The following is a 14,233-nucleotide window of genomic DNA, read 5'->3' on the forward strand; positions in this document are numbered from 1 at the left end:
GATCCGGTTCCCGATCAGCGCGTCGCGGACTGCAGGCGGCGATATCAGCCGAGGTGCCGGGCGAAGAACCTCAGCGTGCTCTCCAGCTCGAATGCCGGGATCTCCCCGTGCTTGCCGGGGTTGGCGTGCAACGTTTTCTCGGCCGAGGCCAAGGCGTCGAACAGCGCCAAGCTCTGAACCCGCGGCACCCGCTCATCGTCCCACTGCACCAAGAACTCCACTGGGACGGTGATCCGCGCGGCGGCCTCGGCCGACGCCAGCACCCCGCCCAAGCCCAGTACCGCCGCGCGGACCCGCGGTTCGGCAGCGACGAACGGAACACCGAGTCCGCATCCCAGCGAAACCCCCCAGTAACCCACCGGGCCGGCGCCTACGTGCTCGAGTTGCTGAACCGCGTCCAGGACCGCCCGCCATTCCGGCACGGTCTGGCGGGCCACGAGCGCCTGGAAGTCGGCGATCAGCGGGGCCAACTCTTCACCGGCTTCCACGCGAGCCTGGTTCTCAGTCGCCATCCGGTCATACTCCTCAACCTTCGGCCGGTCACCATGGGCGGGAACGTCGACCGCCACGACCGCGAAACCGCATTCGGACACGAAGCGGCGTGCACGAGCCAGGACGTCAGGGGCCTTCTTGTGCTGACCGCCACCGTGTCCCATCAAGACGAGCGGACGAGTGGCGACGGCACCTTCTGGCGTCCACAACACGCCAGGAATGTCGCCGAGGGTGAAGAGCTGCTCGCGGACGCCGGCGGACGACGTCTCAGATATGAAGCGCATAGCGGTTCATGCCTTTCGGGATGCCTCTGCGGGCGCTCCCTAGGCCATGCGAGGGAGGGAGGCCCGACCTGTCAAAGCGTTGATCGGTCTCACCTCCTCAGTTCGCAGCAGTGCACGGCGGCAGGAACGTATCACGAACGACTCCACCCTGGCCCGGGCAAGGATGCCGACAGGGCGAACGTTGTCTGATGCAGCACTAGTTAACGGCCGGTGGGACTGCTGCACGATCCGGTGACATCTTGACCTGGCTTCCTTCATGCGCCGCTGCTCGCGAAGCAAAGCCCGGCCGTGCCTGCGGGCACGGCCGGGCTTGTGTGTGTGGGCTGGTGTGGCTACTGGCCCTGGAGCCAGCTGCCCCAATATGCAGTGCTGCTGAAGACGGAGGGGGAATCTGGCAGGCCGCAGCCCCGGCCGCCGGAGACGATGCCGACGACCACGCCGTCGAGGACGGCGGGGCCGCCGGCGTCGCCCTCACAGATGGCCTGGCTGCCGTCGGCGGGGCCTGCGCAGAACCGGCCGGTCAGGGTGAACGGGTCACCGGGCTCGGAGTAGGCGGCCTTGCACGCGTCGCCTGTGGTCACCGGCAGCGAGACGGCCTGCAGCTCATCGGGCAGGGCCGCGGAAAGCTGGCGGGTGCGGCCCCAGCCAGTGACGGTGATGGACGCTCCTGGCGCCGGGTCGCTCGTGGCCAGTCTCGCAAACTGGACCCCAGCGCCCTCAACTGCTGTGGTGCTGAGGGTGAGGACCGCGACATCGCCGATGAGGTTGGTGGGGTTGTACTCGGAGATGATGCTGATCTTGCTGACCGCACTGTTCTTGGGAAGGCGGGAGCGGTTCAGCCCGCCCCACGCCACATTCATCTTGCCGGCGTCCTGTCCGTCCACACAGTGCGCTGCGGTCATCACCTTGTTCCCAGTGAGCAGGATGCCGCCGCAGATGTGGCTGAGGCTGCCGGTCCAGGTCTGCGCCCGGACGCTGGCCATGTACGGCGCGGAGTTCACGGTCGCGGGCTCGCCGCCCACGATGGCCTGGGCGGGTACAGCGCCCGCCATGGCCAACCCCATGACCGTCAGAGCGGAAACGATCGTCCTACGCAGCACTGCGGAACTCCTCAAAGCGCCGATGGATCACGAAGGTCGGGCGGAACGCTTTTTCCCGACACCGTCCTAAACGATCACTTGCCTTCGAGGTCACTGCGCGGCGATCGTTCTCCCTGACCGCAGCGAAAACTGAGGATTCCGGGCGGGGCCCGGTGGAGTGAGCGACAGGCCAGCGCCGTTCAGGCAGCCGTCGATAAGGGCGGCCCTCCGCCGAACCGCCGGCCGATCGGCTGCGCTAGAAGCCCACGGTCACCGGCCTAGCGTTAACCGCTGTACCGCTGTGCCCCAAGGCCGGAGTATCCCTCGGACCTGCGGGCGGCGGCCGGGCCGGTGCGGTACACACTGCTGTCGACGCTGTGCCATGTGCGGGAGACGGAGATCACCGACTCGTTGGTGGAGCTGTTCATCCAGCTGGTGCAGCGGATCAACACGCGGGCGGAGAAGAAGGTCGAGGGCGAGTTCACCAAGGACCTCAAGCGGGTGCGCGGCAAGGAGGGCATCCTGCTGCGGCTGGCGGAGGCGGCGGTCGCCGAGCCGGGCGGCACGGTCCGCAAGGTGATCTATCCGGTGGCCGGTGAGTCCACACTGAAGGCGCTGGCGGCGGAGGCCGCGGCGAACGAGGCCCGTTACCGGGCCCGGGTGCGGACGGTGCTGCGCTCGTCGTACTCCAACCACTGGCGGCGGATGCTCTCGCCGCTGCTGAACGCGCTGGAGCTGAAGTGCAACAACACCGCCTACCGGCCGGTGATGGACGCCATCGACCTGCTGAAGCGGTACCTGGACCAGCCCATCGCGAAGGAGGGGGCGTTCTTCGACGAGGCGGAGAAGATCCCGCTGGGCGGGGTGGTGCGCGAGGAGTGGCGCACGGCGGTCGTGGACGAGCGCGGCCGGGTCGAGCGCATCCCGTACGAGCTGTGCGTGCTCGTGGCGCTGCGGGACGCGCTGCGGCGCCGGGAGATCTGGGTGCCGGGCGCGAACCGGTGGCAGAACCCGGAGGACGACCTGCCGCCGGACTTCGAGGACAACCGCGACGTCCACTACGACGCGATCCGCCAGCCCCAGGACCCCCACGCCTTCATCGACGCGCTGAAGAAGCGGCTGCGCGAGGCCCTGACCCGCTTCGACACCGCGCTGAAGCTGGGCACCACGGGCGGGGTGGACATCGTCCGCAGGCACGGCGAGCCGTGGATCAAGGTCTCGCCGCTGGGAAAGCAGGAGGAGCCGGAGAACCTCGTCGCCCTGAAGGCGGAGATCGAACGCCACTGGGGCACCATCGACCTGATCGACATCCTCAAGGAGGCCGAGTTCGCCACCGGCTTCACCGGCGATTTCACCTCGGTCGCCACCAGGGAGGCGGTCCCGAAGGCGGTGCTGCGGCGCCGGCTGCTGCTGGTGTTGTTCGCGCTGGGCACGAACATGGGCATCAAGCGGGTCGCGGTCACCGGCAAGCACGGCGAGAGCGAGGCCGTCCTGCGCCGGGTGCGGCACCTGTTCGTCAACCGGACCAACCTGCGCGCGGCGCTGGTGCGGCTGGTCAACGCCACCTTCGCCGCCCGCGATGCCGCGTGGTGGGGCGAGGGCACCGCCTGCGCGAGCGACTCCAAGAAGTTCGGCTCCTGGAGCTCGAACTTCATGACCGAGTGGCACCAGCGGTACCGCGGACCCGGGGTGATGATCTACTGGCACGTCGAGAAGAAGTCGCTGTGCGTCTACAGCCAGCTCAAGTCCTGCTCTTCCTCCGAGGTCGCCGCGATGATCGAGGGCGTGCTGCGGCACTGCACGGACGTGGAGATCGACCGCCAGTACACCGACACCCACGGCGCCTCCATCGTCGGGTTCGCCTTCGCCCACATGCTCGGCTTCAACCTGCCGCCCCGGCTGAAGAACGTCGGCTCGGCACGCCTGTACCGGCCGGCAGCCGGTGAGGACGACACCTGGCCGCACCTGGCGCCGGTGCTGTCGACCAAGACGATCGACTGGGACCTGATCCGCCAGCAGTACGACCAGATCGTGAAGTACACCACCGCCCTGCGCCTGGGCACCGCCGAGGCCGAGCAGGTCCTGCGGCCCTTCACCCGCGGCGGGCCGAAGCACCCGACGTACCGGGCGATCGAGGAACTCGGGCGGGCGGTACGTACGGCGTTCATCTGCGACTACCTCGCCGACGCCGACCTGCGCCGCGAGATCAACGACGGGCTCCAGGTCGTGGAGAACTGGAACTCCGCCAACCACGACCTGTTCTACGGCAAGGACAGCGACCTGACCGGCTCCGACAAGGAGTCCCAGGAGATCTCCATGCTCGCCCTGCACCTGCTCCAGTCCGCGCTGGTGCACGTCAACACCCTGCTCCTCCAGGACATCCTGAGCGAGGAGAAGTGGCAGAAGCGGCTCACCGACGCCGACCGGCGGGCCCTGTCCCCGCTGTTCTGGACCCACGTGAACCCCTACGGCCGGTTCGAGCTGGACATGAACGCCCACCTCGCCCTCGCCGCGGCGTCCATGGCGCCCGGCCCCCGAACCCCGCCCGAGACGGGAACCGCCCGATCGGCGGGCGGCTCGGCCAGGTCGGCAACCTGAAAACCGGTATCCCCGACGTCGCCCCGGAGGGCTGGATCCGGTGGGGTGCATCGCCACGCCATCCGGTCGTGCGGGTCGCACTGGGAGAGGCCGGTTGCGCTGTCGGCGAATGTCCAGGCGGGCTGCCCGGCAGCGCGGGACGGATCAGCCGGATGCCGTCAGTGCCGCGCGCGCGGTGGTGAGGATCTCCTCGGAGAGCGGGGAACCGTTGGTGGCCCGGGCCAGGACGAGCGCACCAAGCATGGTGCACAGCCGGGTGATGCCGTCCTGGTCCTCAGTGGTGAGCCACTCGGCGAAGTCGCCCACGCCTTCGGTGTAGATCCGGCGGGCTTCCTGGACTTCGCCCTCACGCGCCATGTCGGTGACGAGTGCGGCGACGGGACACCCGTCCGCCGGGCTGTCGCGGTGTCCAGGGGAGAGGTAGGCGTCGATCAGTGCCCGCTGGGCGGCGCCTCGCTGCCCGCCGTGCTGCTCGAGTCCGTCCTTGTGGTGCCGGGTGAGTTCGTCGAAGGCGTGGGCGGTGGCTTCGTCGATGAGCGCCTCTTTGGAGGCGAACTGCTTGTAGAAGCCGCCGTGGGTCAGTCCGGCCGCCTTCATGATGTCGGCGACGCTGGCGTGAGTCCCCTGTTCCCGGAACAGGCGAGACGCGGTTTCCACGACCCGTCGGCGGTTCTCCTCGGCCTGTGCCTGCGATACGCGCCCCATCGGCCACCTCCTGCTTGGATGTCGACTGGCATCTATCCTAGACCAGTGTTTAGATTGTGATTGCAATCTAATTCAGTGCCGCCGGCAGCTCGCCGACGGCCGTAGCGCTGGAGTGGGCATGGAACTGAAGGACGCGGTCGCGGTGGTCACCGGCGCCAACCGGGGGCTCGGACGGCATCTGGCCGCCCAGCTCGTGGAGCGTGGCGCGAAGGTGTACGCGGCGGCCCGGCGCCCCGAGACGGTCGACGTGCCGGGTGTCGTCCCGCTGCGGCTGGACGTCACGGACGAGGCCTCGGTGCAGGAGGCCGCCCGGATGGCGTCCGACGCGACACTGTTGATCAACAACGCGGGCGTCTCCACCGGCGCGGCACTCATCGGAGGCGACCTGGCCGAGGTGCGCCGGGAGATGGAGACCAACTTCTTCGGCCCGCTCGCCGCGACCCGCGCCTTCGCCCCCGTGATCGAGGGCAACGGCGGCGGCGCCGTGCTCAACGTCCTGTCCGTCCTGTCCTGGTTCCACCCGGCCGCCCTCGGCTCCTACGCCGCGTCCAAGGCCGCCGCCTGGGCGCTGAGTGACGCGACCCGTGAGGAATTGGCACCGCGCGGGATCGCCGTCTCGGCTCTGCACGTCGGCTACATGGACACCGACATGGCCGCCGGCGTGCCCGCCGATCAGAAGGTCGCCGCCGCCGACGTCGCGGCCCAGGCCCTTCACGGCATCGAGACCGGCCTGCCCGAGATCCTCGCGGACGAGGCCAGCCGGTACGTCAAGCAGAGCCTGTCCGCGGCACCCCAGCCGAACGCAGGCTGACGCCGCTCCCCCCACCCCGGCGCGACCATCTCCACACCCCTCAGACAAGGACATCTCATGCGCTACACGACCTTCGGCCACCGGACCGGACTGCGCGTCTCCGAGTACGCGCTCGGCACCGCGAACTTCGGCACCGGCTGGGGCGCGGGCGCCGAGCCCGACGAGGCCCGGCGGATCTTCGACCGGTTCGCCGAGGCCGGCGGCACCTTCTCGACAGCGCGGACGGCTACCAGTTCGGCGAGTCGGAGGAACTGACCGGAAAGCTGATCTCCGCCGACCGCGACCACTTCGTCCTGGCCACGAAGTTCGCCCTCGGCGCCGCCCCGCAGCCGGACATCTCCAAGACCGGCAACAGCCGCAAGAACCTGGTCGCCTCGGTCGAGGCCAGCCTGAAGCGCCTGGGCACCGACTACATCGACCTGCTGTGGGTGCACTTCCCCGACGAGCTCACTCCGATGGAGGAACTCCTGCGCGGACTCGACGACCTGGTGAGCGCCGGCAAGATCCACCACGCCGCGCTGTCCAACTTCCCCGCCTGGCGCGTCTCGCGCGCGGTCACCCTCGCGGACCTGAAGAACTGGGCCCCGATCGTGGGCATCCAGCACGAGTACAGCCTCGTCGAGCGCACCGCCGACCGTGAGCTCCTACCTATGGCCGAGAGCCTCGGGCTCGGCGCGGCCCTGTGGTCCCCGCTCGGCGGCGGACTGCTCACCGGCAAGTACCGCAGCTCCGCCGAGGGACGCCTGAGCGACCTGGGCGCGGTCGTCCACACCGAGAGCACCGGCCAGAAGACCGCCGTCGTCGACACCGTCCTGGCCGTCGCCGAGGAGACCGGCGTGACACCCGCCCAGGTCGCGGTGGCGTGGGTGCGCGAGCGCGCCGCCCGCTCCGTGGCCACGCTCGTCCCGATCATCGGCCCGCGCAGTCTCTCCCAGCTCGACAGCTACCTCGGCGCCCTCGACGTCCAGCTGACCGACGAGCACTACACCCGCCTGGCCGAGGTCAGCGCGGTGCCGTTCGGCGTGCCCCACGAGGGGATCGCCGCCTCCCTGGACCGCCTCCAGGGAGGCGCCGCCGACCACGTCACCGCCCCGGTCGTGCCGGCGGCCTGACGGGTGAACGCGGCCGAGGACGCGGTGCGCCCGCGCCGCATCCAGAAAGACAACACAAACTAGTTCGCTGGGACAAGCCCCGGGCGAGCGGAGACCCCGACCTTCCACGGACGGGACACGGAACGGAGACGAGGATGAAGGCTTTCATGGTCGAGAAGTACGGCGACCAGGCCGGGATGCGCGCCGCCGAAGCGCCCGACCCCCAGGTGGGCGCCGACGACGTCCTGGTCAAGATCCACGCGGCGGGCGTCAACCCGCTGGACCTCAGGATCCGCAACGGAGACTTCAAGACGTTCCTGCCCTACCGCCTCCCGCTCATCCTGGGCAACGACCTCGCCGGGACGGTCGTCCGCGTCGGCCCGTCCGTCACCCGCTTCGCGGTGGGCGACGAGGTCTACGCCCGGCCCGACAAGGACCACATCGGCACCTTCGCCGAACTCATCGCCGTCCACCAGGACGACCTGGCGCCCAAACCGGCCACCCTCACCATGACCGAGGCCGCCTCCCTGCCCCTGGTCGCCCTCACCGCATGGCAGGCACTGGTCGAGCGCGCCCGCGTGCAACCGGGCCAGAAGGTCCTCATCCACGCGGGCGCCGGCGGCCTCGGCTCCATCGCCGTCCAGCTGGCGAAGGCGCTCGGCGCACACGTCGCCACCACCGTGAGCACCGCCAAGGTCGACCTGGCCAGGGACCTCGGCGCGGACGTCGTCATCGACTACCGCACCCAGGACTTCGAAGAGGTACTCAACGGCTACGACGTCGTCCTCGACAGCCTCGGCGGCGAGAACCTCGCCAAATCCCTGCGCGTACTCAAGCCCGGCGGCACGGCCATCAGCGTCGCGGGCCCGCCCGACCCCGCCTTCGCCCGCGAACTCGGCGCGAACCCGGTCCTCCGCCTGGCCATGACCGCCCTCAGTTCCAAGACCCGCCGCCAGGCCAAGCGCCTGGGCGTGACGTACTCCTTCCTGTTCATGAAGGCCAGCGGAGACCAACTGCGCGAACTCACCCCTCTGATCGACACCGGGAAGGTCCGACCCGTCGTCGACCGCGTCTTCCCGTTCGACGAAACCCTCCAGGCCATGGAGTACGTCGAGAAGGGACGCGCGAAGGCCGGGAAAGTCGTCGTCTCCATGACATGAGTGCGGGCACAGCCCAGCCGGACGCCGAGGCAGCCTGTCACAACGAGAAGCCCAACCCCTCACCCCCCACCGCACACCAGGACCCAGCCATGAGCGCATCGTCCAGCTCCCCCACACCCACCCCGTCGTCGTACAAGAACGCGCCGACCCGCTCCGTGTCCGTACAGGGCATCAACTTCGCCTACCGGCAGCTCGGCCCGGACGACGGCGTACCGCTGATCCTCCTCAACCACCTGTCCGCGGTCCTGGACAACTGGGATCCACGGGTCGTCGACAAACTGGCCGCCCGACGCCGCGTGATCACCTACGACAACCGGGGCGTCGGCGCGTCCGGCGGCTCCACACCCGACACCATCGAGGCGATGGCCCGCGACACCGTGCTGTTCATCCGAGCCCTCGGGCTCGACCAGGTCGACCTGCTCGGCCTGTCGATGGGCGGCTTCATCGCCCAGGTCATCGCGGCACAGGAACCCGCCCTCGTACGCAAACTCATCCTCGCGGGCACCGGCCCCGCCGGCGGACCCGGCATCGACAAGGTCACGTCCCTCACCGTCCAGGACATGCTGAAGGCGACGCTGCGGCGCAAGGACCCGAAGCACTACCTCTTCTTCACCCAGACCGAGAGGGGCCAACGGGCGGCGCGCGAATTTCTGGCGCGGCTGAAGGAGCGCACGGACGACCGCGACAAGGCGATCTCGGTGCAGTCGTTCCGCGCCCAGCTGAAGGCCATCAAACGCTGGGGCCGCACAGCACCGCAGGACCTGTCGCGCATCCAGCAGCCGGTCCTGGTGGCCAACGGCGAGAGCGACCGGATGGTCCCGAGCGAGAACACACTCGACCTGGCCGCGCGGCTACCCCGAGGTGAACTCGTCCCCCTCTACCCGGATGCCGGACATGGGGGCATCTTCCAGTACCACGACGAATTCGTCGCACGGGCTCTTGAGTTCCTGGAATCGTAGCCAGACCGGGGCCCGACACCGATCCGCGCGGCCCCGTCAGGTTCACCGATGCGCGAGAGGCGCTGGCAGCTGACCCAACTCGTAACTCCCCCCGGTTTCTCACAAACGTTCCTTTGCGCGAGCAAGATCAATCACGGACCGCCGGACCCCCGCCGGACCCGGATTCGTTCGCAGAACCCGTTCTCACTCAAAAGCGGGAGTCGCCCCGTTCTGAGACTTGCATTGTGCGAAAATCCGGGCCCATGACGGCCCCTCAGCAGCCTCCCCCAACCGACCGGTCGGACGCCGACGCTGTCGAACAGCACGCATGTCCGAAGTGTGACGCGCAGCCCGGCTCGCCGTGCCGCTCGCGTGGTGGCGCGGTCGCCTCCGCCTACCACACCCGCCGCTTCACCCTGGTGCCCCGACTGAAGAAGGCGCTGCGGGTGCCGACCCCCGCCGACCGCGGGCCGGGCCGGCCATGGCGGCCCGGCACCCCGCCGCCGGCGCCGATCGACCCGGACCTGCCGAGCGCAGACATCCGCATCGGGTACGCGCGGTGCTCGACGCTCGGGCAGGAACTCGACTCCCAGCTCGACGCGCTCAGCAAGCACGGCATCCCGAGGGACAAGATCTTCAGCGAGAAGATCAGCACCCGCGTACGGGTACGGCCGAAGTTCGAGGAGGCCCTCCGTACGGCGCGGGAGGTCAAGGCGCACGCCCCGCACTGCCGGGTCATCTTCACCGTGTACGAGATGAAGCGGCTCGGCCGCGACGCCGCCGAGCTGACCGCACTCGCCGACCACCTCACCGCCCACGGCCTGGTCCTGGAGATGCTCGCCGGGCCCCTGCCCGGCATCTACGACCCCACCGGCCCCGGAAAGCTCCTGTTCGCGTTCTTCGCCGCGATGGCGGAGACCGAGCGGGAGAACATCCGCGAGTCCACGCTGGAAGGACTCGACACCGCGGCCCGCAAGGGCAAGCACGGCGGCCGGCCCCCGGTCATCACCGATGACATGCTGCACACCGTGCTGCGGCGCCGCGCGGGCGGCGAGTCCGTCGAGCAGATCCAGCCTGACCTGATCATTCCCACCGGCAAGCGCAAGGGACAGAACCCATCCGTCGCCAGCATCTATCGGGCGCTCGCTGAACACGCCAAGCGCGATGCGTACCCCGAGGCCGTCGAGCAGGCCCACGCCGACTTCGCCGCCCTCCAGGTCGGCGAAGTCCCCGGACCCCGCCCCGCTACCCCTGACCGAGCGTCACTCTGATTACAGAGAGCTACTTGTCACTTCGCCGTAGCTTCGGGAGAACAGGGCCTGGAGGGGCGCCATCAGCCTGCGGGGCGACGTGCGGGACGTCATGGCGTCAGCACGATCCTGCCGAAGACGTCACCGGCGTCCATCTTCCGGTGCGCCAGCACGGCGTCGTCCAACGGGAGCAGTTCGTGCACCACCGCTTCGATCTCGCCACGGCCCGCTGCGCCGAACTGCTCGCGGCGTACCGCGCTCAGGTCGGCCGGCGCGACGGCCTGTTCGGCGTAGCCTCCGCCGGTGCCGATGAAGCCCCACACGCGCCGGCCGATCCACGACACGTCGACGCCCTCACCGACCGCCGTCACGATGCCCGCCACCTCGCCCCCGGGGATGTGTCCCTCCGTGAAGCCGTAGGCGGCCAGGGCCTTCCCCCGGCGGCACGGCTGGCGTCCGCACTGTCCCAGGACCTGTCGCGGGAGAACGGGCGCCGGCCCCGGGGCTCCCCCGCAGGACCGGCGCCCGTTCGCGCGCCGCGCGCCGGCGTGCCCGGCGCGCTGAGATTTCCGTGGCTCAGACGTCCCTGCGCCCCGGCAGGTACTGGTCGAGGACGATGGCCAGGAACTTGGTGTGGTCGGGCAGCCCGGCCTCGGAGACCAGACCGTCGATGACACTCCGCTGCGCCCGCGTCGGCTTGTACTGGAGCTGTACGGGGCCCAGCCCGCGCAGGTCCGTGTTGTCGGGGGCGACGGCGAACAGCTTGGACTGGAACTTGGGGGCGCGCCTGGCCTCCTCGACCACCTGGGCGAGGCCCTTCTCCACGGCCGCCTCGACCGCCAGGAACACGATCTGGGTGTGCGTCAGATCGCTGGTCTTGCGGAGCTTGCGGAAGCGCGTGGCGACGTTCGTCGAGACGTAGAACCCGACCGGCTTCGCGGTGTCGGCGTCCGCGACCGAGGGGGCCTGCTCCTCGGCGGGCTCCCGGGTGGGCTGCGGGACGACGACGGGGCGGGTGACGGCCGTGGGTACGGGCTGGACGGGCGGGGCGGCGGGGGCCGCGCTCTGCGGCTTGGCCCAGCCCGCGAGCGCGCCGGACGGTGCCCCTCCCCCGCTGAACAGGTTGCCGACGCCCTCGTCCGACATGCTCTGCTCGTCGTCCTGGGCCTCGGTCCTCTTGTTCTTCGGCGGTGTCATGCCGCGGCTTCCTTCCTGAGCTCCAGAGCCCGAGCGAACATCTCTTCGGTGAATCCTTCGTAGTCCGAGTCGAGCCCCACCACGGCCTCGGGGACCGAGCGGTCACCGCCCGCCCGCTGGTCGGCCAGCTCGTGGACCAGCAGCCCCCGCTTGCGCACCAGCCGGGCCACGGACTCCGTGTGCCCGATGAGGTGCTTGAACATATGGGCTTCCTTGCCCAGCACCTTCTGCACCTGGAGCCGCACATCGGCGTGGATGCCGCTGTAGTTGCGCCCGGTGTCGAACAGAAGGACACCCAGCAGCGAGATGTGCGGGTTGATCTGGCTGACGAACTTGACGTACGAGAACTCCAGCCCGATCTGCGCCAGGCCGTCCTCCGCGCCGCCGTCGCTCTTGACCGGGATGACGAGCCACCGCGCGGCGGACAGCGCGAGGCGCTGGAGCGACGGATTCTCCGGCGGCGTGTCCAGGACGATGATCTGGTACCTGTCCGCGATGGGCAGCAGGCACGTCAGCAGCCTCAGATAGGCCTGGGGGCCCTCCTTGGCGAGCAGCGTGTGGAAGAAGATCCCGAACTCGTCGCCGAGCGCCGGTCCGCCGAGCACGACGTCCAGGTTCTCCCGCACGTTCTCGACTGGGGTCAGGGGCGCACCGGTGCGGAGCGACTCGATGAGCGCCGCTCCCCCGTCGTTCCACTCTGCGCGCTTGTATCCGAGCTCGCGCGCGATGTTGCCCTGCGCGTTGCAGTCGATGATCAGCGTGCGCAGCCCGCTGCGGGCGGCCTTGCCCGCAGCGTTGGCGGAGATGGACGACTTGCCGACGCCCCCCTTGCCGTTGCCGAACATGAAGATGTGCGACAACGACTCCCAGGGGATGCCGTGGGCCTGCGCATGAGCGTCAGGCGCTTCGAAGGGACTGGCCATGGATCCTCTCACTCTGGTTCAGGCCCGCATACAGGGCGCGTGGTGCCCCTTTTGAGCTGGTACGGGTGGTCACAGTTCGCTCAGAACGATTCTCCGCTCCGAAGTGGCCGAAGAGGGTGTCGGGTAGGGCCCGAACACGCCCCTGAGGCCACCGAATCGTCCTGTTGTCCCCTCGTCGTCGCAGCTCATACGGGTACTTGGGGTGGTGTCCCCCACAAGTGATCCCGCATGGCTCCACGTTGTGACCTCTGCTTGACCTCACGCCGCTTCCCTCACCTTCACCGACGCTGACCACACGGTGGAGAAGCCGGGAGGCATCTCAGCGAACATGGTCACCTCCGAAGAAGCAGGAGAAGAGGGCGAGACACAAGGTAGCACGACGATCATGAGACCGACGAGCACCCACACGCCCGGGTCCGCATCCACTCCTGTCCCCCGGCACACCGCAGGGCGGACTCAGCCGCTCATTGGGATGCCACGAGGCACGCCGGTGTGCTCCCCCGGTGGCGCGCGGGCCTGAAGTCGTGTGTGTGGTGGGGGTGATGGGCCCCGTGCCGCGTCCGTGGGCGTACGAGTGTGCCGACACGTCAGTCGTCGTGCCGGCGGGCCGGTGACGCAGCCCGCACGCGGGTCGGTCATCCCCTCTGTACACGGTCCCGCTGAGCGTCGCGCTTCGCTACAGGCGTGCCATCAGGCGGGGCGGGTGGTGGGTGATCCGGCTGCCCGTCCGGCGGGCGGTGCGGTGGGCGTGCCTGGGTGCGTGCTTGTGTGCGGTGATGTGGACGGGGCTGGTGGCGGAGCTGATTGCGGGTGTGCGTGCGGGCGTGGTTGCTCTCTGGTGCGCGGAGCGGTGGGCGGGCCTGTGGGGCTCCGCGTTCTGTGGCCGGTGTGCTGACGGGCAGACACTCCTGCCGGTACACCTGCGCGCCCGCTGGCAGGGAGGGCGGTCACCCCTCTCCCCCGCATGCCTGTGATCTGGCAGGTTGAACGGCCCGCCTTCAGTCGAGCTGGCCGCCTCCTGTGCGTACGTACGCGCATGCCTGCGGGCGGTCTGACAGCAGGGCCCGTACGGCACCACGCTGACCTTCAGGCCCGGTGATTCACCTGCGGAGAGGCAGGCAAACATGGTGGGTTGCCTGCTTGGTGGCGGGTGTTCATGGGTGTGGGGGAGCAGGCTGGTGGCCGGGTCGACTCGCATAGGGGGAACGGGGTGGGGAAGCAGGCCGGGGAGTGAGCTTGTTGACCTGCCGTGAGGCAGGCGTGCGCGAGGGTGGGTGCACACGGTGTAGCCAGGGTGGGCATAGAGGCCCGTGAAGGAACTACCGACGAGATGTGAGGCTAGGTGGAGTCTCACGCCGCACACCACGCCGGAGGTCATGCGGTTGCGCATGCATGTCCTCCTCGTTGTGCGCAAGCTTGCACCGATGTTTGCAGCGATGCTTGTTTTCCCAGGTCAGGCGCCACTTTTAGCGCTCTGATGCCTGCACTCTAGCGTGATACGTGCTCACCATGCGAGCGCCCGCGCGTCTTCAGTAACGCGCCCATATGTGGCGACATTGCATCCCGGGTGTCTACGCATCCCTTCTCGCAGAGAGTGAAGGGAAGCCAGCGGAATTCTGTGCGGATCACCGCCATGAGAAGGGCGTCGGTGGCGGACGGGTTCCCGCCCGATACCTCGAAAGGCAGACGACGAAGATCAGGACAG

General features: G+C 69.2%; 13 protein-coding genes. 7 read left to right on the plus strand and 6 right to left on the minus strand.

What is annotated here, in order from left to right:
* Window positions 1–44: 44 nt before the first annotated feature.
* On the minus strand, window positions 45–776 hold the full coding sequence (locus ACWCXC_RS33430) for a dienelactone hydrolase family protein (protein WP_450891449.1): 732 nt from the start codon (window positions 774–776) through the stop codon (window positions 45–47).
* A gap of 332 nt (window positions 777–1,108) precedes the next feature.
* Entirely contained in the window at window positions 1,109–1,828 is a 720-nt protein-coding gene (locus ACWCXC_RS33435) for a S1 family serine peptidase (RefSeq protein WP_450891450.1), read from the minus strand.
* 357 nt (window positions 1,829–2,185) lie between these two features.
* Between ACWCXC_RS33435 and ACWCXC_RS33440 the strand changes: the two genes are divergently transcribed.
* Window positions 2,186–4,453, plus strand: a complete 2,268-nt coding sequence (locus tag ACWCXC_RS33440) for a Tn3 family transposase (protein WP_450891458.1) — start codon at window positions 2,186–2,188, stop codon at window positions 4,451–4,453.
* A gap of 144 nt (window positions 4,454–4,597) precedes the next feature.
* Here the strand turns inward: ACWCXC_RS33440 and ACWCXC_RS33445 are convergent, their stop codons facing one another.
* Window positions 4,598–5,158, minus strand: a complete 561-nt coding sequence (locus ACWCXC_RS33445; RefSeq protein WP_352141373.1) for a TetR/AcrR family transcriptional regulator — start codon at window positions 5,156–5,158, stop codon at window positions 4,598–4,600.
* A gap of 118 nt (window positions 5,159–5,276) precedes the next feature.
* Here ACWCXC_RS33445 and ACWCXC_RS33450 point away from each other — a divergent pair, with 118 nt between their 5' ends.
* The 6 genes from ACWCXC_RS33450 to ACWCXC_RS33475 all read left to right on the plus strand — a co-directional run bounded on the left by ACWCXC_RS33450 (window position 5,277) and on the right by ACWCXC_RS33475 (window position 10,429).
* Window positions 5,277–5,969 carry an SDR family oxidoreductase gene (locus tag ACWCXC_RS33450; protein ID WP_120719411.1) on the plus strand — a complete coding sequence of 231 codons (693 nt, stop codon included), beginning with the start codon at window positions 5,277–5,279 and terminating at the stop codon, window positions 5,967–5,969.
* A 57-nt stretch (window positions 5,970–6,026) separates the two neighbouring features.
* Window positions 6,027–6,224, plus strand: coding sequence for a hypothetical protein (locus ACWCXC_RS33455; RefSeq protein WP_450684543.1), 198 nt, complete (start codon window positions 6,027–6,029; stop codon window positions 6,222–6,224).
* An 11-nt stretch (window positions 6,225–6,235) separates the two neighbouring features.
* Window positions 6,236–7,081 (plus strand): aldo/keto reductase, encoded by an 846-nt coding sequence (locus ACWCXC_RS33460; RefSeq protein ID WP_450684567.1) that lies wholly within the window; start codon window positions 6,236–6,238, stop codon window positions 7,079–7,081.
* A 134-nt stretch (window positions 7,082–7,215) separates the two neighbouring features.
* Entirely contained in the window at window positions 7,216–8,220 is a 1,005-nt protein-coding gene (locus ACWCXC_RS33465; protein WP_450684544.1) for an NADP-dependent oxidoreductase, read from the plus strand.
* An 89-nt stretch (window positions 8,221–8,309) separates the two neighbouring features.
* A complete protein-coding gene (locus ACWCXC_RS33470) occupies window positions 8,310–9,179 on the plus strand; it encodes an alpha/beta fold hydrolase (RefSeq protein ID WP_352141369.1) in 870 nt (289 codons plus the stop codon).
* A gap of 242 nt (window positions 9,180–9,421) precedes the next feature.
* Window positions 9,422–10,429, plus strand: a complete 1,008-nt coding sequence (locus ACWCXC_RS33475; RefSeq protein ID WP_450891451.1) for a recombinase family protein — start codon at window positions 9,422–9,424, stop codon at window positions 10,427–10,429.
* A gap of 89 nt (window positions 10,430–10,518) precedes the next feature.
* Here the strand turns inward: ACWCXC_RS33475 and ACWCXC_RS33480 are convergent, their stop codons facing one another.
* The 3 genes from ACWCXC_RS33480 to ACWCXC_RS33490 are packed head-to-tail and all read right to left on the minus strand — an operon-like array spanning window position 10,519 to window position 12,528.
* Window positions 10,519–11,085 carry an alcohol dehydrogenase catalytic domain-containing protein gene (locus ACWCXC_RS33480; RefSeq protein ID WP_450684546.1) on the minus strand — a complete coding sequence of 189 codons (567 nt, stop codon included), beginning with the start codon at window positions 11,083–11,085 and terminating at the stop codon, window positions 10,519–10,521.
* Window positions 10,985–11,605, minus strand: a complete 621-nt coding sequence (locus tag ACWCXC_RS33485) for a hypothetical protein (protein ID WP_450684547.1) — start codon at window positions 11,603–11,605, stop codon at window positions 10,985–10,987. The genes ACWCXC_RS33480 and ACWCXC_RS33485 overlap by 101 nt, the downstream gene beginning before the upstream one ends.
* Complete coding sequence (locus tag ACWCXC_RS33490; RefSeq protein ID WP_450684548.1) at window positions 11,602–12,528, minus strand: ParA family protein; 927 nt, start codon at window positions 12,526–12,528, stop codon at window positions 11,602–11,604. Before ACWCXC_RS33490 ends, ACWCXC_RS33485 begins: the two co-directional genes overlap by 4 nt.
* Window positions 12,529–14,233: the final 1,705 nt, after the last annotated feature.

This window comes from Streptomyces sp. NPDC001515, assembly GCF_053597115.1.

Coding starts and splice junctions, on each gene's coding strand:
- ACWCXC_RS33430 (WP_450891449.1), bottom strand. CDS start 776: ATGCGCTTCATATCTGAGACGTCGTCCGCCGGCGTCCGCGAGCAGCTC.
- ACWCXC_RS33435 (WP_450891450.1), bottom strand. CDS start 1,828: ATGGCGGGCGCTGTACCCGCCCAGGCCATCGTGGGCGGCGAGCCCGCG.
- ACWCXC_RS33445 (WP_352141373.1), bottom strand. CDS start 5,158: ATGGGGCGCGTATCGCAGGCACAGGCCGAGGAGAACCGCCGACGGGTC.
- ACWCXC_RS33450 (WP_120719411.1), top strand. CDS start 5,277: ATGGAACTGAAGGACGCGGTCGCGGTGGTCACCGGCGCCAACCGGGGG.
- ACWCXC_RS33455 (WP_450684543.1), top strand. CDS start 6,027: ATGCGCTACACGACCTTCGGCCACCGGACCGGACTGCGCGTCTCCGAG.
- ACWCXC_RS33465 (WP_450684544.1), top strand. CDS start 7,216: ATGAAGGCTTTCATGGTCGAGAAGTACGGCGACCAGGCCGGGATGCGC.
- ACWCXC_RS33470 (WP_352141369.1), top strand. CDS start 8,310: ATGAGCGCATCGTCCAGCTCCCCCACACCCACCCCGTCGTCGTACAAG.
- ACWCXC_RS33475 (WP_450891451.1), top strand. CDS start 9,422: ATGACGGCCCCTCAGCAGCCTCCCCCAACCGACCGGTCGGACGCCGAC.
- ACWCXC_RS33485 (WP_450684547.1), bottom strand. CDS start 11,605: ATGACACCGCCGAAGAACAAGAGGACCGAGGCCCAGGACGACGAGCAG.
- ACWCXC_RS33490 (WP_450684548.1), bottom strand. CDS start 12,528: ATGGCCAGTCCCTTCGAAGCGCCTGACGCTCATGCGCAGGCCCACGGC.